This is a genomic window from Flavobacterium sp. CFBP9031 (genome assembly GCF_034044945.1).
Taxonomy (GTDB): Bacteria; Bacteroidota; Bacteroidia; order Flavobacteriales; family Flavobacteriaceae; genus Flavobacterium.
Genome location: NZ_JAXCWF010000002.1, coordinates 114096 through 133780, shown reverse-complemented (window position 1 = coordinate 133780; position 19685 = coordinate 114096). Strand labels below are relative to the sequence as shown.

23 protein-coding genes are annotated in these 19685 nt (G+C 33.8%); 18 read left to right on the top strand and 5 right to left on the bottom strand.

Annotation, left to right across the window (positions count from 1 at the left end; translation table 11 throughout):
• The first annotated feature begins 226 nt into the window (after positions 1-226).
• From SOM12_RS04180 to SOM12_RS04160, 5 genes are all read left to right on the top strand, one after another.
• Positions 227-1504, top strand: a complete 1278-nt coding sequence (locus SOM12_RS04180; protein WP_095927811.1) for a Na+/H+ antiporter — start codon at positions 227-229, stop codon at positions 1502-1504.
• Positions 1505-1545: 41 nt separating this feature from the next.
• Positions 1546-2013 carry a hypothetical protein gene (locus SOM12_RS04175; RefSeq protein WP_095927812.1) on the top strand — a complete coding sequence of 156 codons (468 nt, stop codon included), beginning with the start codon at positions 1546-1548 and terminating at the stop codon, positions 2011-2013.
• 57 nt (positions 2014-2070) lie between these two features.
• A complete protein-coding gene (locus SOM12_RS04170) occupies positions 2071-2526 on the top strand; it encodes an SRPBCC family protein (RefSeq protein ID WP_095927813.1) in 456 nt (151 codons plus the stop codon).
• Positions 2527-2591: 65 nt separating this feature from the next.
• The gene (locus tag SOM12_RS04165) at positions 2592-3377 is read left to right on the top strand and encodes a TlpA disulfide reductase family protein (RefSeq protein WP_320492487.1); all 786 of its coding nucleotides are present in this window, start codon (positions 2592-2594) and stop codon (positions 3375-3377) included.
• A 121-nt stretch (positions 3378-3498) separates the two neighbouring features.
• Positions 3499-3936, top strand: a complete 438-nt coding sequence (locus SOM12_RS04160) for an acyl-CoA thioesterase (protein ID WP_057122622.1) — start codon at positions 3499-3501, stop codon at positions 3934-3936.
• A gap of 94 nt (positions 3937-4030) precedes the next feature.
• Here the strand turns inward: SOM12_RS04160 and SOM12_RS04155 are convergent, their stop codons facing one another.
• Positions 4031-4723 (bottom strand): hypothetical protein, encoded by a 693-nt coding sequence (locus tag SOM12_RS04155; RefSeq protein ID WP_250835625.1) that lies wholly within the window; start codon positions 4721-4723, stop codon positions 4031-4033.
• Between the two features lie 282 nt (positions 4724-5005).
• Between SOM12_RS04155 and SOM12_RS04150 the strand changes: the two genes are divergently transcribed.
• From SOM12_RS04150 to SOM12_RS04120, 7 genes are all read left to right on the top strand, one after another.
• A complete protein-coding gene (locus tag SOM12_RS04150) occupies positions 5006-5995 on the top strand; it encodes an alpha/beta fold hydrolase (protein WP_172426834.1) in 990 nt (329 codons plus the stop codon).
• A 136-nt stretch (positions 5996-6131) separates the two neighbouring features.
• A complete protein-coding gene (locus SOM12_RS04145; RefSeq protein ID WP_095927817.1) occupies positions 6132-6521 on the top strand; it encodes a DUF1398 domain-containing protein in 390 nt (129 codons plus the stop codon).
• Between the two features lie 14 nt (positions 6522-6535).
• Positions 6536-7393 (top strand): ThuA domain-containing protein, encoded by an 858-nt coding sequence (locus SOM12_RS04140; RefSeq protein ID WP_095927818.1) that lies wholly within the window; start codon positions 6536-6538, stop codon positions 7391-7393.
• Positions 7394-7449: 56 nt separating this feature from the next.
• Positions 7450-8250, top strand: coding sequence for a hypothetical protein (locus tag SOM12_RS04135; protein ID WP_320492486.1), 801 nt, complete (start codon positions 7450-7452; stop codon positions 8248-8250).
• A gap of 34 nt (positions 8251-8284) precedes the next feature.
• Positions 8285-9133, top strand: coding sequence for a sulfurtransferase (locus SOM12_RS04130; protein ID WP_320492485.1), 849 nt, complete (start codon positions 8285-8287; stop codon positions 9131-9133).
• Between the two features lie 16 nt (positions 9134-9149).
• Positions 9150-10373 (top strand): ATP-binding cassette domain-containing protein, encoded by a 1224-nt coding sequence (locus SOM12_RS04125; RefSeq protein ID WP_320492484.1) that lies wholly within the window; start codon positions 9150-9152, stop codon positions 10371-10373.
• Between the two features lie 175 nt (positions 10374-10548).
• Complete coding sequence (locus tag SOM12_RS04120; RefSeq protein ID WP_320492483.1) at positions 10549-11166, top strand: family 16 glycoside hydrolase; 618 nt, start codon at positions 10549-10551, stop codon at positions 11164-11166.
• 184 nt (positions 11167-11350) lie between these two features.
• Here SOM12_RS04120 and SOM12_RS04115 read toward each other — a convergent pair whose 3' ends face one another.
• Positions 11351-12394 (bottom strand): RluA family pseudouridine synthase, encoded by a 1044-nt coding sequence (locus SOM12_RS04115; RefSeq protein ID WP_320492482.1) that lies wholly within the window; start codon positions 12392-12394, stop codon positions 11351-11353.
• Entirely contained in the window at positions 12384-13004 is a 621-nt protein-coding gene (locus tag SOM12_RS04110) for a PASTA domain-containing protein (RefSeq protein WP_095927824.1), read from the bottom strand. Before SOM12_RS04110 ends, SOM12_RS04115 begins: the two co-directional genes overlap by 11 nt.
• A 428-nt stretch (positions 13005-13432) precedes the next feature.
• Between SOM12_RS04110 and SOM12_RS04105 the strand changes: the two genes are divergently transcribed.
• The 6 genes from SOM12_RS04105 (at position 13433) to SOM12_RS04080 (ending at position 17135) form a co-directional block, all read left to right on the top strand.
• Positions 13433-14404, top strand: a complete 972-nt coding sequence (locus tag SOM12_RS04105; RefSeq protein ID WP_320492481.1) for a D-alanine--D-alanine ligase — start codon at positions 13433-13435, stop codon at positions 14402-14404.
• 97 nt (positions 14405-14501) lie between these two features.
• The gene (locus SOM12_RS04100; RefSeq protein ID WP_320492480.1) at positions 14502-14924 is read left to right on the top strand and encodes a zinc-ribbon domain-containing protein; all 423 of its coding nucleotides are present in this window, start codon (positions 14502-14504) and stop codon (positions 14922-14924) included.
• A 53-nt stretch (positions 14925-14977) separates the two neighbouring features.
• Positions 14978-15154 (top strand): hypothetical protein, encoded by a 177-nt coding sequence (locus SOM12_RS04095; RefSeq protein WP_320492479.1) that lies wholly within the window; start codon positions 14978-14980, stop codon positions 15152-15154.
• 45 nt (positions 15155-15199) lie between these two features.
• Positions 15200-15892 carry a DUF421 domain-containing protein gene (locus tag SOM12_RS04090; RefSeq protein ID WP_320492478.1) on the top strand — a complete coding sequence of 231 codons (693 nt, stop codon included), beginning with the start codon at positions 15200-15202 and terminating at the stop codon, positions 15890-15892.
• A gap of 129 nt (positions 15893-16021) precedes the next feature.
• A complete protein-coding gene (gene coaD, locus SOM12_RS04085) occupies positions 16022-16480 on the top strand; it encodes a pantetheine-phosphate adenylyltransferase (RefSeq protein ID WP_250835616.1) in 459 nt (152 codons plus the stop codon).
• A gap of 76 nt (positions 16481-16556) precedes the next feature.
• A complete protein-coding gene (locus tag SOM12_RS04080; protein WP_095927829.1) occupies positions 16557-17135 on the top strand; it encodes a PhnA domain-containing protein in 579 nt (192 codons plus the stop codon).
• Positions 17136-17403: 268 nt separating this feature from the next.
• On the opposite strand, the gene SOM12_RS04075 is transcribed toward SOM12_RS04080, so the two are convergent.
• On the bottom strand, positions 17404-17847 hold the full coding sequence (locus SOM12_RS04075; RefSeq protein WP_095927830.1) for a hypothetical protein: 444 nt from the start codon (positions 17845-17847) through the stop codon (positions 17404-17406).
• Positions 17848-18061: 214 nt separating this feature from the next.
• Positions 18062-19426, bottom strand: a complete 1365-nt coding sequence (locus SOM12_RS04070) for a DEAD/DEAH box helicase (protein WP_320492477.1) — start codon at positions 19424-19426, stop codon at positions 18062-18064.
• Positions 19427-19685: the final 259 nt, after the last annotated feature.

The following is a 19685-nucleotide window of genomic DNA, read 5'->3' as shown; positions in this document are numbered from 1 at the left end:
AAACCTGACATTCGTGGCACGACATATTTTTTTCATGTCATTATGAAGCTATTATGAAGCTGTTTCCCGCTATCCGCTCTATCTTTTATGCCGAACCCCGGCACAAAAGGATGCCGCTTCTATCGGGGCTAGGGCATCGGTTTTCATAAGAACTTATTTTTATAAAATTTAGGATACTTTCACTAAGTCGAAATTAATTACATTAGCATTTCTCAAAATTAAAAGAATGGAAAATTACAGCATTATCATCTTTATACTTGCAATCGTAATAGGACTATCAGCTTTTGCAGACAAAGCCAAACTTCCCTACCCGATTCTGCTTGTAATTGTGGGAGTGGCCATCGGATTTATCCCTACCATGCAGGAGATAGAAATCAATCCAGAAATTATTTTCCTGATTTTTCTTCCGCCATTGTTATATGATGCTTCTTTTAATATCTCACCCAAACATTTTAAAACAAATCTTAGCACTATTAGTACATTAGCAATTCCACTTGTATTTCTTACTACTTTTTGGATTGCAGTTGTTTCTCACTATATGATTCCAGGCATGACATGGCCTTTGGCTTTTGTACTAGGCGCCATTCTCTCTGCGACAGACGCCGTTGCAGCAATAAACATTACAAAAGGTCTTGGTTTACCCGAAAAAACACTTACAATATTAGAAGGTGAAAGTCTTATAAATGATGCCTCTGCTCTTGTTGCTTATCGTTTTGCAGTTGCTGCTGTTATGGGTGCTACTTTTATAATCTGGAAAGCCGCTTTTCAATTTGTTTTCTTATTGGGAGGAGGTTTTTTGGTTGGTGCGATAATGGGCAAAATATTAGGAATCATACTAAGGACGGTTAGAAATAACATTAATGTCGTTGTAAGTTTTATGCTTTTAATGCCATTTGTAACCTATCTTGTCGCAGAGCACCTAAATGTTTCTGGAGTAATTGCAGTTGTTATTCTAGGTTTGGCAATGGCGCGTTTAAGCAATAAAGTTTTTCCTGAGCGCTTAAAAAACAGTTCTAAAAGTCTTTGGGATGTTATTATCTTCTTACTCAATGGATTGATTTTCATCTTAATCGGACTCAATTTTCGATATATATTAAAAGACATCGACGACGGAATGATTTTACCCTATATTGGCTATGCCATAATAATTACAATCGTTGCATTATTAACTAGAATGACAAGAGTGTTTTTTCAAAAGAAAAACCTGCAAAAAGCCTTTCAGAAGAATAAAAACGGAAAAAGAAAAGTAAGCGAAAATGCTCTTCTCGATTTTGGAAACAGCTTAATTATAAGCTGGTCTGGAATGCGAGGCATAGTATCACTGGCCATTGCCATTGGACTTCCCAAATTTCTAGAAGACGGAACTCCTTTTCCGCTCAGAAATGCTATTATATTTATCTCTGTTGCAGTTGTATTATTGACATTAATCGGGCAAGGATTAACACTGCCGTGGATTGTCAAAAAAATAAATGAAATTGAAGAAAAAAAACAGCTAAACCAATAAATTTATAACTACACTAACTAACCCAATTTAAACCAAAAACTATGGAACATGAACTAAAAGGCCACTTCGACGAATTTGAAAAACCGGAAGTAATAAGACGTAAACTTCTTCCTTGGTGGATAAAAGTTTTCTGTTGGATTTTTATGCTCATGGGAGTTTGTGCAATAGGTTCTCTAATTATAAATCTTTTTGTTCCGAATGTAAATTTATCACTTTACGGGTTTTCAACCGACACCGCTTATTCTGGAACTGGAATTTTTATAATTTCTATTATGCTTTTAAAAGCATTTGCAGCATTTTCCCTCTGGTTCGAAAAACCTAATGCCATTATGATTGCCAAAATAGATGCACTTGTGGGTATTGCAATATGTGTTGCTTCTTTGTTTATACTTCCTTTTAGTGCAGGAAAAGACCATTTTTCTTTTAGATTAGAAATTCTACTCCTTATTCCTTATTATATGAAAATCAATAAAATTGAATACGAATGGGATAATCTTGAAAGCATCTAAAAAATAACGTAATTTTATAACTGTGCATTTTTGTTTCATTTAAAAACTATCAAGAAAATGACTTCAGATATTCTTACTACAACATCAGATTCAGAAATTGTAACCACACGTATCCTGAATTTCCCGCAAGAACTTGTTTTTAAAGCGTGGAGCGATCCAGAACATTTACAAAATTGGTGGGGACCAAAAGGTTTCACCAATACTTTTCATGAGTTTAACTTTTGCGAAGGCGGAAAATGGAGCTTCATTATGCATGGCCCAGAAGTTGGAAATTATGCCAATGAATGCGAATTCATCAAAATAGACAAACCCAATCTTATTGCTTGGAAACGCCATTCGAAACCACTTTTTCAAATCTTAACCACTTTTGAAACTATTGCCGAAAATCAAACCAAAGTAATTTTTAAAATGCTTTTTGAAACTGAAGCAGAATGCCAGAAATTAAAGCCTTATGTTGTCGATAAAAACGAAGAAAACTTTGACAAACTGGAAGTTGAATTATCTAAAATGTAATTATGAAAACTTAATTCCGTATTTTTACCTTATCATCAATCATTAAACAATCAAAAATCAATCACATGAAAAAAATTATCCTTCTAGCAATTTTTCTAATTGCTCAATCCTTTTATGCGCAAAACCAAGTCGCAAAAAAACCTGAAACCGTTATTATTATCAACAACGAAATTGCCACAATGGATCAAGTTATGAAATATGGCAATGAGGGTTATGTCAAATCAATGAATAAAGGCGTTAGTGAAGAAAAGCGAAATGAACTAGCAAAAAAATTTGGCGATAAAATTGGCGACAGAGAATTTATAGTGGTCGTAGAAGTTTTTACCGAACAAGAAAAAATCGAAAACGATAAAAAGACTAAAGACACTGCCTTAGATCCAAAACCTCAAGTCGAACAAAAACAATTTCTCTTAAATGTAAACGACAAAGCCAAAGACTTTACCTTAAAACTTGTCGACGGCAAAGAGGTAAAACTTTCTGACTTAAAAGGAAAAGTGGTACTGGTTAATTTCTGGGCAACCTGGTGTGCACCTTGCTTACAAGAGTTTTACGATATTCCATCAAAAATTCTCGAACCTTTTAAAAATGATAATTTTGTCTTTTTAGCAATCTCAAGCGGAGAAAAAGAAACTGCAGTGGCTAAAAAAGTAGTGAAGTTAAAAAATGATGGTCTTAATTTTAATTTCGGCATTGATCCAAATAATATAATATGGAATCAATATGCTACAAATGCAATTCCGAAAAACTTCTTAATCGATCAAAACGGAATTATACAATATGTGGCAGTAGGAAATGCGGAAGGAAACCTAGATAAGATAGCAAGCGAAATTAAAAAACTGCTTTCAAAATAGATTATTGGACCGCTATTTATAAAGTGAAAATGAAAAAAAATTATGCATGCATAGTAATTTTGTGCTATTCGTTTGTTTTTTATTTGTAATTTCGGTTTTTCAATAAAATACAATATTAAAAATGGCTTCATTTACAAAAGAAATATCTTTCCGTTGGTCAGATCTTGATCCTAATTTTCACGTTCGTCACAGCGCTTATTATGATTTTGGTGCACAACATCGTATCGAAATTTTAGAAGAATTGGGTTTAACATTAAAAGTAATGCAAACGCAAGGTTTTGGTCCTGTTTTGTTTAGAGAAGAATGTGTTTTCAGAAAAGAGTTAAAACTTTCAGACAAAATATTTATTCATACTAAAACTTCAAAAATGAAAGCCGATGCTTCTCGTTGGTCAATCATTCACGAATTTAGAAGAGAAGACGATACACTTTGCGCAACAATCACGGTTGATGGTGCGTGGATGGACACAAAACTGAGAAAACTAGCTTCTCCAACGCCAGAAATCGCGATTCAGGCTTTGAGTATTTTCCCGAAAAGTGATGATTTTGTTGGACTATAAACCAGCAAATTGTAATCTTATAAAAAATCCCAAAAACAATTTTAAATATTGTTTTTGGGATTTTTCTCTTAACCAAACTGTATTTTTAATTTCGTTATTCAAACTTTAATCCAAAGTTTACTTTTTCAAAAGTAGTACTGCATGAAAAGGCAAATCTTCCGACATTAACAGTTCCGAAAATTCCGCCAACTGAATGTCCAGAATAAAATCCACCAGCAGAAAATCGGCGAACCTGATATTTTAAAGCAATATCATTTACCCTCGAACTCAACTGCCCAAAAGCAATTACATGCGGGATAATTTCATAACTCCCAAAAACTTTGGGAACCAGTTTTTTGTAATAATCAAAACTTTCGTCAGTTTCATAATCAATAATTGACGAATGCAAATTTTCAAGATTTCCGCCAATATAGGTGTTTTCAGAAAAATGCCATGAGATACTGAAACCTGTAAAAGTTCCCTCATAACCGCTTCTAGAATCTACATAACCGATACCAATTGTAGCTCTAAATTTTTCGCAAATTTTCCCTATGTAACCCACATAAGTGCGATCGATTTCGGATTTGTCAATTCCAGCACCAAAAATGATATCGTCTTCACACATGGTAAGAGCATACTGAAAATAAGCTGAATATTGATCTTGATTTGCCGCGACGACACTCCGGCCTTTATCGAGATCTATATTGGGAGAAATTAAGGTTGAGTTTATAACGGCGAAATCAAAAGTATTGAGTTCTTGGGCAAATGTGGGGACAGTGAGCAGGAGCAAAAGTAGTGTCTTTTTCATAATACTATTTTTTTAAGGCTTACAACATTCTGATACTAAATTACATACATTTTTCCTGTTAATAAAAGAAGTTCTTTGAAGTGCTACATTACTCGTCAAAATACATTATTTTCATAATCAGCTTCATTTAATCGATAAAAACTCAATAAATCATCGATTATTAACACTAAAAACATTGAAAATATTTTGAAAGCTTTTTTTCTGATAACTTTAAGATATTATACTTTGTTTTAAAAATGGTTCGGTTTAATTTTATAAGTCTTAATAACAAATGCCATTAAAATGAAAATACTCAAACTACTCTTTATACTAATTCCTTTCTTAAGTTTTGGCCAGCAAGGAAATATAAAAGCACTGGATATTAATTTAAGTAATTATGAATATCCATTCCCTGTTCAATTTATCGAATTGAGCAGTCAGCGCCAATACATGAAAATGAGCTACATGGATATCATTCCAGAAAACTACAATCAAAAAAATATTGTGTTACTTCACGGAAAAAATTTCAATGGCGCTTATTGGGAAACTACTATTAAAGCCTTGACAAAAGAAGGTTATCGTGTAATTGTTCCCGACCAGATTGGATTTGGGAAATCGACAAAACCAGACCATTTTCAATACACTTTTCAGCAGTTAGCCGAAAACACCAAGAAGCTTTTAGATCATTTGGGAATTCAAAAAACGACCATTTTAGGACATTCTATGGGCGGAATGCTGGCAACTCGTTTTGCATTGATGTATCCTGAAACAACAGAAAAATTAGTTTTAGAAAATCCGATTGGTTTGGAAGACTGGAAATTAGTTGTTCCGTACAAGCCTGTTGATTGGTGGTACGAATCGGAATTAAAACAGAATTACGAAGGCATCAAACAATACCAAATGGCAAATTATTACGATGGAAAGTGGAATGCAGATTATCAAAAATGGGCAGAACTGGGTGCAGGATGGACAACGGCACCAGACTATGATCGAGTTGCTTGGAATTCTGCTCTGTTATACGATATGATTTTTACGCAACCTGTTTTGTACGAATTTAAAAATATTAAATGTCCAACGCTATTAATTATAGGAACGAGAGATAAAACTGCTTTAGGAAAACCACTGGTTTCTGAAGAAGTGCGAAAAACAATGGGAAATTATGCTGAGTTGGGTAAAAAAACACAGAAAGAAATTCCAAATGCAAAACTCGTAGAAATTCCAAATACAGGGCATTTGCCACATATCGAATCTTTTGATTCGTTTATAAAATCATTAATCGTATTTTTGAAATAATTTATCAGCTATGAATTAATTTTTCTTTTAATTAAAATAAAATTAGTGCCAATACGTGTAATTGCTTCGCCTGTTCGCTATCGCTCGGGTCGTGGCAAAATCTAAAATCTAAAATCAACAATCTAAAATTAAAAATATGTTTACAATCGAACAAATAAAAGAAGCGCATGGAAAAGTAAAAAGTGGTGCAGATTTTCCAAATTATATCCAGGATTTAATCATTTTAGGCGTAAAAGGATATGATACTTACGTTCACGACGGAAGCACTGTTTACTACGGATTAAATAATTATACCGCAGCAGCCGAAGAAAAATATCCAGAAATTAAAGTTGCTGATTCTCCAAACAAAGAACTTTTTATAGAAAATTTGGTAAAACATCAGCATGGCGAAACCGATTATATGACTTTCTGCAATCATTGCGCACAAGCTGGAATTGCAAAATGGCGTGTTGATATTATTGAAATGACTTGCACTTATTTTGATAAATCGGAACATGAAATTTTAATCGAAAAAATTCCTGTTTAATTGCTTCAATATTCATGACTATTTTCAACCAAAACCACCAAACCATCTTCAAAAAAAGCATTTTACTTTTAGCTTTAATAGTTTCTTTCTTTGGCTTTTCTCAAAACAAAAAAGAACATTCAAAATTTAAAGTCATTGCTTTTTATACGGCAAAAAACGATCAGGCGCATATTAGTTTTGTGCACGAAGCCAATAAATACTTTCCAAAATTAGCTGCAGAAAATCATTTTAAATACGATTCTACAAGCAATTGGGATAATTTGAATGCTAAGTTTTTAGCGAAATATCAGGTTGTTTTATTTTTAGATACAAGACCTGAGAAAAAAGAACAGCGAGAAGCTTTTCAAAAGTATATGGAAAATGGCGGCGGTTTTATTGGATTTCATTTCTCTGCATTCGCTTTAAATGATTCTAGCTACAATCAAGATTGGAACTGGTATCACAACACCTTTTTAGGTGCTGGCGAATATGGAAGCAATACTTGGAAACCAACTTCGGCAGTTTTAAGAGTAGAAAATGAGCACCCTGTAACCAAAAATTTGCCTAAAACCTTCTCTTCTGCTCCAAATGAATGGTACAGATGGTCGAATGATTTAACCAAAAATCCAGATATCGAAATTTTAGTAGCTATTGACGAATCTAGTTTTCCACTCGGAACTGGTCCAAAAGCCCACGAAATCTGGCATAGCGGTTACTATCCTGTGGTTTGGACAAACAAAAAATACAAAATGCTGTACGTAAATATGGGACATAATGATATTGATTATGAAGGCGGAACAAACAAAACATTATCATATACTTTTGAAAACAAAACACAAAGTCAATTAATTTTAAATGCCTTGCTTTGGCTTGGAAATTCAAAGAAAAAATAAATTGTACAAACAACCAAAATTAAACCATTTATAATACCCAAAAACATTATTCTTTTATGAAAAACCAAATTGCTTTCGTTCTTATTACACTAGCTTTATTTTCCTGTAATTCCAAACAGCAAGAGAAAAATAATCCTAAAAAAGAAATTGTACAAGAAAGCAGTAAAGCAAATAAAACTGAGAATACTGCAAAGACAGCTCATTATGAAATCTCGGTTTATGATGATCCTCAATTTACAGACAGAATTTTAGACACTCGAGAAAGCTTAAAACAACTTTCTAACGAAAAGCTCTTCTCAAATATTAGTGCTAAGTTCACAGCAAAACTAGATGAAAAACAGCATCAATTTTTCAAAACAAACGCAGATTACGAACTGCTTTCTTTTGCAAAAGGCAGTATATTTCAAAATAACAGTGAAGATTATATTTTTATAGTTTATGATGCAAAAAATAATAGAACCAAAATTTTATTGTTTAATGCCACAACAAATACATATGCAGAGCTTTATAAAGATATAAAAGTTGAAAATGGCTTAGAAAATGCCGATTGCGGCAGTTATTCTTTTGGAACGCTAGATTATCAATTTGCTGTCGAGCATTTAATTACAAATGAAGACGCTATTAGAATAAATCCCGAATACTATTTAGAGTCACCACCAGTTAAGATTACTGATATATCAAAAGACGAAAATTTTGCATTGAAAGATGGATGTTTTTCAAAGAAAGCTTCCAAAAAAAACTTCGAAAACACACTTTGTATTTCGACAAGCCCTGTTTACAATAATTGGGATTGTCTGAAGTATAATAAAACAACTAATACTTTTCTAATTTTTTACAGTCAGGCATTTGCTGACTAATCAACTGAAAATAAATCATGAAAACAATTTCAACATGTCTACTACATTTTCACCTATTATAAACATTGAAGAATTATTAAAGATTCAAGATTCAATTATCTTAATTGATGCTCGGCCTGGCGCAAATACTTTTGAAAATTATCAAAAAGAGCATTTAAAAGGTGCTCGTTTTGTCGATTTAAATCGTGATTTGGCAGCAATTCCAGAAAATCCTGCAAATGGCGGAAGACACCCCTTGCCTTCTCCTGAACAATTTGCAAAAACACTTTCTGCATTAGGAATTTCACCTTCCGATCATGTTGTCGTTTACGATGATAAAAATGGCTCTAATTTCGCTGCACGTTTCTGGTGGATGATGTGTGCCATTGGACATGAAAAGATTCAGGTTTTAAATGGCGGTTATCAAGCTGCGATTCAAGCTGATTTTCCAACCAATTCTGGAAATGAGACTTTTGAAAAAATAGCCTATCCTTCTCAAGAATGGAAATTACTTTTAGCCGATATTGACGAGGTCGAAAAAGCTCGTAAAAACGATCAAAATATCGTAATCGATGTTCGTGACAAAAACCGTTATGATGGTTTAATAGAACCTCTGGATTTAATTGCTGGACATATTCCTGGAGCTATCAACGTTCCTTTAACTGGGAATTTAGACGAAAACGGATTGTTTAAATCTGCCGAAGAATTGGCAGAAAAATACAAAGCTGTTCTTAAAGATATAAAACCAGAAAATACAATTGTCCATTGCGGCTCTGGCGTTACAGCCTGTCATACGTTATTGGCGATGGATTACGCTGGACTTCCAATTCCGAAATTATATGCAGGTTCTTGGAGCGAGTGGTCAAGAAACGATCGCGAAATGGCGTTGAAAGAAAATAAATAATACTTACAAAAATATAATGCAACACTGGGATATACTTTTATCAAATCAGGTAAATAAAAAGAAATTAATAGACAATATATTAAATGGCGAAGCAACGGGAGAATTAGCCGTTTTTAATAATCAAAAAGGAATACTGTTTTCTGATATTGCTATCGAAAAATTCATCGAAAAAGAATTTCAATATGACAGCGTAGAAGCCTCTCCAGATTCGCACAGACAACTTCGCACTTTTTCGTCTGGCGAACGTAAAAAAGAGTTTTTAAAATACTGCATCAATCAAAAACCAGATTACATTATTTTCGATAATCCTTTTGATCATTTGGATCAGGCTTCAAGAGTAATTTTAGCCGATTCGTTAAAAGATCTAACCCATGATATTGCAATTATTCAGCTTTTAAATCGTACTGTTGATGTACTTGAATTTGTGCCCAATAAAGCTCAAATTAAAGATAACACATTCGAATTGCATCCATTTAAAAAAGCCGAAAATCATTTCAAAACATTAAATACAACTGCAATTCCTAAAGCAACAGAAACTCATACTTTTCCAGAAGATGAGCTAATAAGGCTTGAAAATGTTTCGGTAAGTTATGACGAAAGAAAGATTCTCGACAACATTTCCTGGACAATCAAACAAGGCGAATTCTGGCAGTTAATTGGTCCAAATGGTTCTGGAAAAAGCACAATTTTATCTTTGATTACAGGAGATAACCCGAAAGGGTTTGGGCAGAATTTGTTTTTGTTTGGAAGAAAAAAAGGAACTGGCGAAAGTGTTTGGGATATTAAAAAACAAATCGGGATTTACACTACTTCTATGATGGATCTGTTTCAGAAGGGCCATACGGTAGAACAGATGATCTTATCGGGATTCTTTGACCAAATCGGATTGTATACAGAACCTACAACACATCAGAAAAATATTGTAACGCAATGGCTCGAAGTGATTGAAATGACGCATTTGCGCAAAAAGCGTTTTATAGATCTTTCTATCGGGCAGCAGCGTGTGGCGTTAATTGTTCGCGCCGTTTTAAAACATCCGCCATTATTGATTCTAGACGAACCTGTAGAAGGTTTAGACGACGAAAATGTAGATTTGGTAATTCAGCTTATCAACACCATAAAACAAGAAATCAATGTTTCTATACTCTACGTTTCGCACCGAATTGAACAAGGCCTTGCTCCTACTTCTGTTTTCGAACTTTTTCCATCAGAAACGGGATCAACCGGAAAAATAAAATAGCAATCAGAATTAAATTAAAATGAGTTAATTAGATAATAGGTCAATTAGATAATTATCGACAGAACGCAAAGCATATCTGTAGAGACGCACTGCAGTACGTCTCCGCAACGAATATTCACAATACGTTAGACATACAGCAATACACCCCTACGCAATACCGGAACGACACCAAATTATGATAAAGCAAATAAGCATTACATTTATTTTTTTACTGATTTTAAGTTCGTGTTCAAGCACGATATCGACTTCTAAAAAAGAATACATTTTACAGGATTCAAAAAAACTAAAATCAAATTGGACAATCGATTCTAAAGAATGGATTTTAAAAAATGATACCCTGACAGGAAACGGTTCTCTTTCGCCTTGGGGAGTCTTGGTTTCAAAAAAACAGCTTCCAAAGAATTATGAAATTGATTTTAAAGTCAACATGACAAATTCATCTTTATTCGAAATCATGCTCAATTTGGATAAAGGAAAATACATTAGAACCTACTTATACCAAATTGATCAAAACATTGTAATTGGTGACGGGATCTATGATAAAAAAGACGATTCATATGGCAAACGAGGTGGAAAAACCTTATTCAAAAAAACAATGAAATTAGAAAACAACAAGTGGTATGCTGTAAAAATTAAAGTTTTAAACAACCAATTATTCTTTTCTGTAGACGATAAAACAACTTTAGAATGTTCGCTCGAAAAAAGCAATCTAAATCAAAAAGGAAAACTAGGTTTCATAACCAACGGAGAAGTTAAAATAACCAATTTAAGAATTAAATATATTCAGAATTAAATTAGATAATTTGTCAATTAGACAATGTGACAATTAGAACACAAAGTAGAGACGCACTGCAGTGCATCTTTACAGAATATTGGAACGACAATGAAATTTACGATAAAACAAAAAAGCTCCCACAAGGAGCTTTTTTTTATTTAGTATAAGAATTATCTAATTTTCAAATTGACAAATTATCTAATTAATTTTCTTCTTCCGTGTTATGCGACTTCACATAAACACGCCATTTCTCAATACAATCCTGAAAATCCTGAGGCAATTCTGTATCAAAACGCATTAATTCTCCCGTATTTGGGTGAACAAATCCAAGCGTTTTTGCATGCAGCGCCTGACGTGGTAAAGCTTTAAAACAATTCTCAATAAACTGTTTGTATTTTGTAAAAGTCGTTCCTTTCAAAATCAAATGCCCACCGTAACGCTCATCATTAAACAACGGATGTCCGATGTGTTTCATATGCGCACGAATCTGGTGCGTTCTACCTGTTTCTAATTTACAAGAAATTAAAGTTACATAACCAAAATGCTCCAAAACTTTATAATGCGTAATAGCTGGTTTTCCAATCTCTGGATCATCAAAAACCGCCATTTGCATACGGTCTTTTAAATGTCTCGCTAGATTTCCTTCAATTGTACCGCTTTCAGCCACAACATTCCCCCAAACAAGAGCAATATACTCACGTTCGGTAGTTTTAGCCTCAAATTGTTTTGCTAAATGCGTCATTGCAGCTTCTGTTTTGGCCACAACCAAAAGACCAGAAGTATCCTTGTCGATTCTATGAACCAAACCTGGACGCTCGCTGCTGTTCATTGGCAAATTATCAAAATGATGCGCCAAAGCATTTACCAAAGTTCCAGTGTAATTTCCGTGACCAGGGTGCACAACCATTCCAGGCTCTTTATTAATCAATAAAAGAGCATCGTCTTCATAGACAATATTCAGCGGAATATCTTCAGGAAGAATATGATTTTCAAACGGAGGATGCGACAACATAACCGTAATCACATCAAAAGGTTTTACTTTGTAATTTGATTTTACTGGAATCTCATTCACAAAAATGTTTCCATTAGTTGCCGCATTCTGAATTTTATTTCGTGTGGCATTCGGAATCAAATACATTAAATATTTGTCAATACGCAAAAACGCTTGACCTTTTGGGACTTCAAATCTGTAGTGCTCAAATAATTCGTCTTCCAGATCTAAATTTTCTTCAATATTATTGTTCATCACTTGGGGTTTCTACAGGCGCTGCAGTACTATCTGTTGCCTGACTTTCATCTACATAACTTGCTTTTCCGTCTCCTAAAACCAAATCGATTTTAGACGCTTTCAAAACGCGATCTCCTACTTTTAAGTTTCTTCCTTTTAAACGCATTTCCAAAACCATATCTTTTCCAAGATTCGGAATATACGTAATCGTTCCTGGCTCAAGACCTAACGCTTTCAACGTTGGCACAGCTTCACGATATGTTTTTTCGATTAAATCTGGAATTTTCACAGAAGAAAAACCAGATGCATTAATCTTAATATAAATTTTTCTACCCACTTTTACCATCGTTCCAGGCAGTGGATCTTGCTCTACAACGCTATATTTTGGGTATTCACTTCTGTAATCAACACTGTCCAAAAGAACATAATCTAAATCCAGTTCATCCAATTTATTTTCAACTTGCTCTTCAGTTAGTTTAGACAAATTCGGCACCGCAATTTCGTGACCGTGATCTGTTGTAAAAGTTAACCAATGCATGAATAAATAACCAATAACCGCAATAATAGCTGCGGCCGCAAGCAATTGCAAGAAAAAAACTCGGCTTGTTAAATACTGACGTAAACTCATAAATTTATTTTTAATAGCGACAAAGATAAAGTATTTCGTTTCAAAAAAAATGATAATTTTGTTTAAAACAAGAAAGTCCCGAGATTGTCATCCTGAGTAAAGACTAAGGATAATTTTCAGAAGCTGTTTCCCGCTTTCGCCTATATCTTTTTGTCTGCAGAAAAAGCAGCCAAAAAGGATACCGGCTCTATCGGGGCTAGGACACTCGGTTTCATAAGAACGTTTTCTTATTGTCAGACTGAGCGAAGTCGAAGTCATACAAAGTGATTCAGCACGCGGGACTTCGACTTCGCTCAGTCTGACAATCAAAACGAATAAAAAAACGTTTAAGAAAATTAGTTCACCCGCTCCGTCTTTTAGCTATAGCTTAGATTGTGGCAAAAACTTGAAACATTAAACTTGAAACAATTAAAAAATAAAAATATACAATGAAAAACATTGCCATCATCATGGGCGGCTATTCCAGCGAATACAAAATATCTTTAATCAGCGGGAATGTCGTGTATCAATATCTTGACAAAACAAAATACAACGGATTCCGTATTCACATTTTTAAAGAAAAATGGGTTTATGTTGATCAAAATGATGCCGAATTCCCAATCGATAGAAATGATTTTTCAGTTACCGTAAACGGCGAGAAAATTACTTTTGACTGTGTTTTCAACGCCATTCACGGAACTCCAGGCGAAGACGGATTAATGCAAGCCTATTTCGAATTAATCGGTCTGCCACAATCTTCTTGCGATTATTACCAATCGGCACTAACATTCAATAAAAGAGATTTATTGTCGGTTTTAAAACCATACGGAATCAAAACAGCTATTTCTTATTACTTGAACAAAGGAGACGAAATCGACACAGCAGAAATCGTTAAAAAAGTTGGGCTTCCTTGTTTCGTAAAACCAAACAAAGCAGGTTCAAGTTTCGGAATCTCAAAAGTGAAAACCGAAGCTGAATTGCCAATCGCAATTGAAGTAGCGTATAAAGAAGATAACGAAATTATTATCGAAAGTTTCCTTGACGGAACTGAAGTTTCTGTTGGCGTAATTAACTATCAAGGAGAAATTAAAGTATTGCCAATTACAGAAATTGTATCAGACAATGATTTCTTTGATTACGAAGCAAAATACGAAGGGAAATCGCAGGAAATCACGCCAGCGAGAATCTCTGACGAAATGACTAGAAAAGTTGGCGAAACAGCAAAACGTGCCTATGAAGTTTTAAAAATGAAAGGTTTCTCTAGAAGCGAATTCATTATCGTAAATGACGAGCCTCATATGCTTGAAATGAATACCATTCCAGGTTTAACAACAGAAAGTTTAATTCCGCAGCAAGCAAAAGCAGCCGGAATTTCTCTGGAAGATTTATTCACAAATGCGATTGAGTTAGCTTTGAAATAAGATGCTAAGATACTAAGGTGCTAAGATTCTAAGATTTTAGCATCTTTGTTTTTTATAAAACAATTTAATTTTTTGCCTCTCTGAACCTTAATAAAATATGCTCTTTCTAGTCGGAACTCGAGATTCAAATGTGAAAAATGGGATAATTTCAAATGAAAAATGTCCCAAATGCGAGATTAAAAACACACTGCATTTTAGTATATACAAAACGTATACTCATATTACTATGATTCCTCTTTTTCCCGTCGGGAAATATGTAAATGTACAATGTGGTAACTGTGAAATTTTATTTGATTACAATGATTTATCTTCCAACGCACAAGAAAAATTACGAAATCAAAAATTAGAAAGTTCAGTTTGGATGTTTTCTGGAAGCATTATAATGCTTTTAGCCATTATTTATAGTATAAATACTTATATTAACAACAATAACAAAACAGCAATTTTAATAAAAAAACCTCAGGTAGGTGATGTTTATAATTTAAAGTTTTCAAACGGTTATTATTCATCTTTTAAATAGATAGAATAACAACCGACAGCATTTTTACAACACATAATGATTTTGATGCTTATATGCCTTACGAAGTAGATGATTTAGATAAAAATGAAAACTATTCAGATCGAAAAGTATCTTATTCAAAAAAAGCAATCATTGAACTTTATGATAATAATGAAATAATAAAAATCAAACGAGCTAAATACCCATTAGAAGCGAAAGAACTTGAATACAAAATTCCAGCAACAAAATAAAAACTTAGAATCTCAGCAACTTAGAACCTTAGCACCTTAAAAAAAATGAAAGAAATCTTCGAATGGAATAGACTATTTTTTAACGAATTGCCAGAAGTTTTTCTTTTGGAAGTAATATTTCGTTCGACAGTAATGTTCACCATTTTACTGTTAACGCTTAAACTGGCTGGTAAACGAGGTGTTAAACAATTATCAATTTTCGAAACCGTAATCATAATTGCATTAGGTTCTGCTGCTGGCGATCCTATGTTTTATGAAGATGTCGGAATTGTTCCGGCAGCAATTGTCTTTTTGGTCATTATTATTTTGTATCGTTCTGTAACTTGGCTCACAGGAAAAAGCAAAAAATTTGAAGAGTTTATAGAAGGTAAAACCGAATGTTTAATTAATGACGGGAAGTTTTCAATCTCTACTTTCAAAAAAGAAAGTCTGGCGCAAGACGAGTTTTTTGCTGAATTGCGCATTAGATCAATTGAGCATTTAGGACAAGTACAGCACGCCTTTATAGAAACCAGTGGCGAGATAAGCGTCTTCTTTTATCCAGATGAGAAAGTAAAATACGGACTTCCTATTTTACCTTCTATGTTTAATGCTAAGAACAAATTTATTCCAACCGACGGAATCTATGCTTGTTCTTTCTGCGGACACACACAAGAAGTTAAAAAAGGAACAGCAAAATGTGATGTATGTAAAAAAGAAGAATGGGTCGAAGCGATAAATACCCTTAGAATAACTTAAAAATAAATTCCAAAAAAGAAAAATTCCAAATTCCAAAACAAAGAAAAACTAAGATTCAGCACCATCCAAATAAAACTTAGTCCCGATAGCTATCGGGATAGCATCCCACAACCTTAGAAACATAAAGAAATGCGAAAAGCCATATTTCCAGGATCATTTGACCCAATTACGTTAGGACATGAAGACATTATCAAAAGAGGAATTCCTCTATTTGACGAAATTGTGATTGCCATTGGTGTCAATGCCGAAAAAAAATACATGTTTTCACTAGAAGAAAGAAAACGCTTTATTGAAGAAACTTTCAAAGACGAACCAAAAGTTTCCGTAATTACTTATGAAGGACTAACAATTGATTTGGCTAAAAAAGAAAAAGCCAATTTCATCTTAAGAGGCCTACGTAATCCAGCCGATTTCGAATTCGAAAAAGCAATTGCACACACCAACAGAAAACTGTCTAAAATAGAAACCGTTTTCTTATTGACAGCTGCAAGTACCTCATTTATCAGTTCGAGCATTGTGCGCGATGTATTGCGCCATGGTGGCGAATATGAGATGCTGGTTCCAGATGCGGTTAGAGTTGCGAAATAAAGCAATAACAAACCATAAAACTTGCCAGCGAAGCAAATTATAAGTAATTTCGCATTTTTAAAATAAAACCCAAACAATGAGTATCGAGAGAGAATTAAGCAAACGAAGCGGATCTAAATGTGAACTTTGCGGTAATGAAGAGAATTTAAAAGTTTATCAAGTCCTGCCAACCAAAAAAGGCGGAATTGATGAAGCTGTATTAGCCTGTAACACTTGTATTGACCAAATTGAAAATCCAGACAACGTTGATTTAAATCACTGGAGATGTCTTAACGACAGTATGTGGAACGAAAATATTCCCGTACAAGTTGTAGCTTGGAGAATGTTAAGCCGTATGCGCGCTGCAGGATGGCCACAAGAATTACTAGATATGATGTACCTAGATGAAGATATATTAGAATGGGCAAAAGCAACAGGAGAAGGCGAAGATGACGAAAATAAATTAGTTCACCGTGACAGTAACGGCGTGGTACTACAACATGGAGATTCTGTGGTTTTAATTAAAGATCTTAAGGTAAAAGGTTCTAGCATGGTTGCCAAACAAGGAACTGCTGTTAGAAACATCCGTTTAGATCACGAAAACGCCGAATACATTGAAGGAAAAGTAGATGGACAGCAGATTGTGATTATTACACAGTATGTGAAGAAGATTTAAATAAAGTTGCTAAGATACTGAGGTGCTAAGATTCTAAGTTTTTTTTTAGAATACTAACTATTTAACCGCAAAGCACACAATGATTTACGCAAAGTTCGCAAAGTTTTATCCACAAAGCTTTGCGAACTTTGCGTTTTATAAAGCCTAAAATTAGAAAAAAAACTTAGCGAGCTTTGCGTTAAAATTAAAGACAAAGTTTATCAACCTGAAACTTGAAACAAAAAAAAGCCGTTCAAATAGAACGGCTTTTTATACATATATCTAAAAATTATTTTTGGAATAATTTATTGATCTGATCTTTTACGAATGGCTCAGAAACGTTGTTTGTTGCTGCGTCTCTTTCTTTACCAGAAACCATAAACTGAACTGTAGCTTTGTCTGGAACCACGTTTCCTGTGTAGTGTAACCAAATGTAGTTGTTAGGTAACTCTAATTTGATATCGTACAACGGAGAAGCTGTAAATCCGCCCATGATAATGTTGTATAAAGCGTTATAAGCATTATCGATGTTCTTAAATGAAAATTTTCTCAAAGTCGAATCGTCATCACTTTGAACAATAGTGTAATACACCGTGTATTCGTCACCAATTTTCTGAATGTAGTTGTTATTTACTTTTCCTAATTTTTCTACAGGAACCGTTTCTAGAACCTTAACCTGTGCAAACGAAATAAAAGTAAAAAACAATGCGGCAAGAGTAATAATCTTTTTCATATAGTATTTGGGGTTACAATTTTACGAACACAAAAAAACACAGAAATATTGAAAAAACACCTATCAATTCGTTATTTTTTTAACATAAAATTGTAAAACTTAGCCAAGCAATCCTAAACTATTGAAATACAATAAAATAAATATTGTAAAATCCAAATTCCAAATTCCAAAATCTAAATTCCAAAATTCAAAATCTAAAATCTAAAATCAGAAATTAATACTTCCCTCTCTTCTCCTCTTCTTCTTTCTTGATGACATTACGAGCGACTTCTATTTTAAACTTCTTCCCTTTCATTTTTTCATCCTTAATATTCTTCAGAAGATCTTTTACTTTATTGTATTTTACAGCTGCAAACGAGACAAAATCTTTTACTTCAATCAAACCTAAATCGTCTTTTTCTAGTTTTCCCTTTTGCGAAAAGAATCCAACAATATCAAATTTGTTCAGTTTGGTCTTTTTACCGCCACTGATATAAATAGTTTGAAACTGAGGCGGATTTGGTAAAGAAACTTTACCTTCAACATCCAAAACCTCCATTTCGTAATCAATGTAGTCTAATTGTTTTTCACTTTCGTGAATAATTACATACGCCGTTCCTGTTGCCTGCATACGCGCTGTACGTCCGTTACGGTGTGTAAACTCGTCTTCTTTTAAAGGCAGATGATAATGAATAACATGTTTCATTTCTGGAATATCCAAACCTCTCGCAGCCAAATCGGTTGTAACCAAATACGTAACACTTCCGTTTCGAAACTGAATCAAGGCACGCTCACGTTCTTCCTGATCCATTCCGCCATGATAATACACCGAATAGATTCCTTTTCCGTTTAAAGTATCGCTAATGCGTTCTGCAGCATCACGATGATTACAGAAAATAATTGCCGATTCTGATTTTAAAGAACAAATCAAATTGAATAAACTTTGCAGTTTATCTTTTGCTTGCGAAATCACCATTTTCATCGAAAGATTGGTTTTCTCTTCTTCCTCTGGAATAAAGTCCAAAACAACCGGATTTACAACTCGAGTATATTTCGGAATTTCAATATCAGACGTCGCCGAAACCAAAACTCTTTTGTTCACTTTCGATAATCTTCCAATAATAAAAGACATCTGTTCGTGAAACCCTAATTGAAGCGATTTATCAAATTCATCCAAAATTAAAGTCTGAATTTTATCTGTTCTAAAAGTTTCTCTTTCAATATGATCCGCTATTCTTCCAGGCGTTCCAATTAAAACCGCTGGAGGATTGCTTAAATTCTTGATTTCAGTTTCTATTGAATGCCCGCCGTAACAAATATTGACTTTGTACTGCGTTCCCATTTTTTTCCAAACCTGTTCAATTTGAAGTCCCAATTCGCGTGACGGAACCAAAATCAAACATTGAACAGACAACACTTCTGGCTGCAATAATTCCAATATCGGAAGCAGGAAGGCCAATGTTTTTCCAGATCCTGTTGGAGAAAGTAATAAAGTATTGTTTTCGTTTAAAATAGCATCATGTGCCATTTCCTGCATTTCGTTTAGGCTTTTAATCCCTAAATTTGAAAGTATATCGTTGGAATGGTGTTTTTTATTCATTTTGCAAAAGTAGAGAAAAATAGTTGGCAGTGTACAGTTTTTAGTATTCAGTTTTCAGTCGCAGTTTTCAGTCTTGAGTCAAGTTTATGCAGAAATCGTAAAAAACTATTTCACGCAGATTTTGCAGATTTAGGCAGATTTTTATTTTTATTATTTTTAAAAATCTTTTTTTAATCTGCTCAAATCTGTAAAATCTGCGTGAAACCAATAAACGCAAAGCTTGTCAACTTGAAACTTGAAATCTGAAACAAAAAACTAT

What these genes read in the sequence shown, in the direction of transcription:
- SOM12_RS04180 (WP_095927811.1), top strand. Translation starts at nt 227, where the DNA reads ATGGAAAATTACAGCATTATCATCTTTATACTTGCAATCGTAATAGGA.
- SOM12_RS04175 (WP_095927812.1), top strand. Translation starts at nt 1,546, where the DNA reads ATGGAACATGAACTAAAAGGCCACTTCGACGAATTTGAAAAACCGGAA.
- SOM12_RS04170 (WP_095927813.1), top strand. Translation starts at nt 2,071, where the DNA reads ATGACTTCAGATATTCTTACTACAACATCAGATTCAGAAATTGTAACC.
- SOM12_RS04165 (WP_320492487.1), top strand. Translation starts at nt 2,592, where the DNA reads ATGAAAAAAATTATCCTTCTAGCAATTTTTCTAATTGCTCAATCCTTT.
- SOM12_RS04160 (WP_057122622.1), top strand. Translation starts at nt 3,499, where the DNA reads ATGGCTTCATTTACAAAAGAAATATCTTTCCGTTGGTCAGATCTTGAT.
- SOM12_RS04155 (WP_250835625.1), bottom strand. Translation starts at nt 4,723, where the DNA reads ATGAAAAAGACACTACTTTTGCTCCTGCTCACTGTCCCCACATTTGCC.
- SOM12_RS04150 (WP_172426834.1), top strand. Translation starts at nt 5,006, where the DNA reads ATGAAAATACTCAAACTACTCTTTATACTAATTCCTTTCTTAAGTTTT.
- SOM12_RS04145 (WP_095927817.1), top strand. Translation starts at nt 6,132, where the DNA reads ATGTTTACAATCGAACAAATAAAAGAAGCGCATGGAAAAGTAAAAAGT.
- SOM12_RS04140 (WP_095927818.1), top strand. Translation starts at nt 6,536, where the DNA reads ATGACTATTTTCAACCAAAACCACCAAACCATCTTCAAAAAAAGCATT.
- SOM12_RS04135 (WP_320492486.1), top strand. Translation starts at nt 7,450, where the DNA reads ATGAAAAACCAAATTGCTTTCGTTCTTATTACACTAGCTTTATTTTCC.
- SOM12_RS04130 (WP_320492485.1), top strand. Translation starts at nt 8,285, where the DNA reads ATGTCTACTACATTTTCACCTATTATAAACATTGAAGAATTATTAAAG.
- SOM12_RS04125 (WP_320492484.1), top strand. Translation starts at nt 9,150, where the DNA reads ATGCAACACTGGGATATACTTTTATCAAATCAGGTAAATAAAAAGAAA.
- SOM12_RS04120 (WP_320492483.1), top strand. Translation starts at nt 10,549, where the DNA reads ATGATAAAGCAAATAAGCATTACATTTATTTTTTTACTGATTTTAAGT.
- SOM12_RS04115 (WP_320492482.1), bottom strand. Translation starts at nt 12,394, where the DNA reads ATGAACAATAATATTGAAGAAAATTTAGATCTGGAAGACGAATTATTT.
- SOM12_RS04110 (WP_095927824.1), bottom strand. Translation starts at nt 13,004, where the DNA reads ATGAGTTTACGTCAGTATTTAACAAGCCGAGTTTTTTTCTTGCAATTG.
- SOM12_RS04105 (WP_320492481.1), top strand. Translation starts at nt 13,433, where the DNA reads ATGAAAAACATTGCCATCATCATGGGCGGCTATTCCAGCGAATACAAA.
- SOM12_RS04100 (WP_320492480.1), top strand. Translation starts at nt 14,502, where the DNA reads ATGCTCTTTCTAGTCGGAACTCGAGATTCAAATGTGAAAAATGGGATA.
- SOM12_RS04095 (WP_320492479.1), top strand. Translation starts at nt 14,978, where the DNA reads ATGCCTTACGAAGTAGATGATTTAGATAAAAATGAAAACTATTCAGAT.
- SOM12_RS04090 (WP_320492478.1), top strand. Translation starts at nt 15,200, where the DNA reads ATGAAAGAAATCTTCGAATGGAATAGACTATTTTTTAACGAATTGCCA.
- coaD (WP_250835616.1), top strand. Translation starts at nt 16,022, where the DNA reads ATGCGAAAAGCCATATTTCCAGGATCATTTGACCCAATTACGTTAGGA.
- SOM12_RS04080 (WP_095927829.1), top strand. Translation starts at nt 16,557, where the DNA reads ATGAGTATCGAGAGAGAATTAAGCAAACGAAGCGGATCTAAATGTGAA.
- SOM12_RS04075 (WP_095927830.1), bottom strand. Translation starts at nt 17,847, where the DNA reads ATGAAAAAGATTATTACTCTTGCCGCATTGTTTTTTACTTTTATTTCG.
- SOM12_RS04070 (WP_320492477.1), bottom strand. Translation starts at nt 19,426, where the DNA reads ATGAATAAAAAACACCATTCCAACGATATACTTTCAAATTTAGGGATT.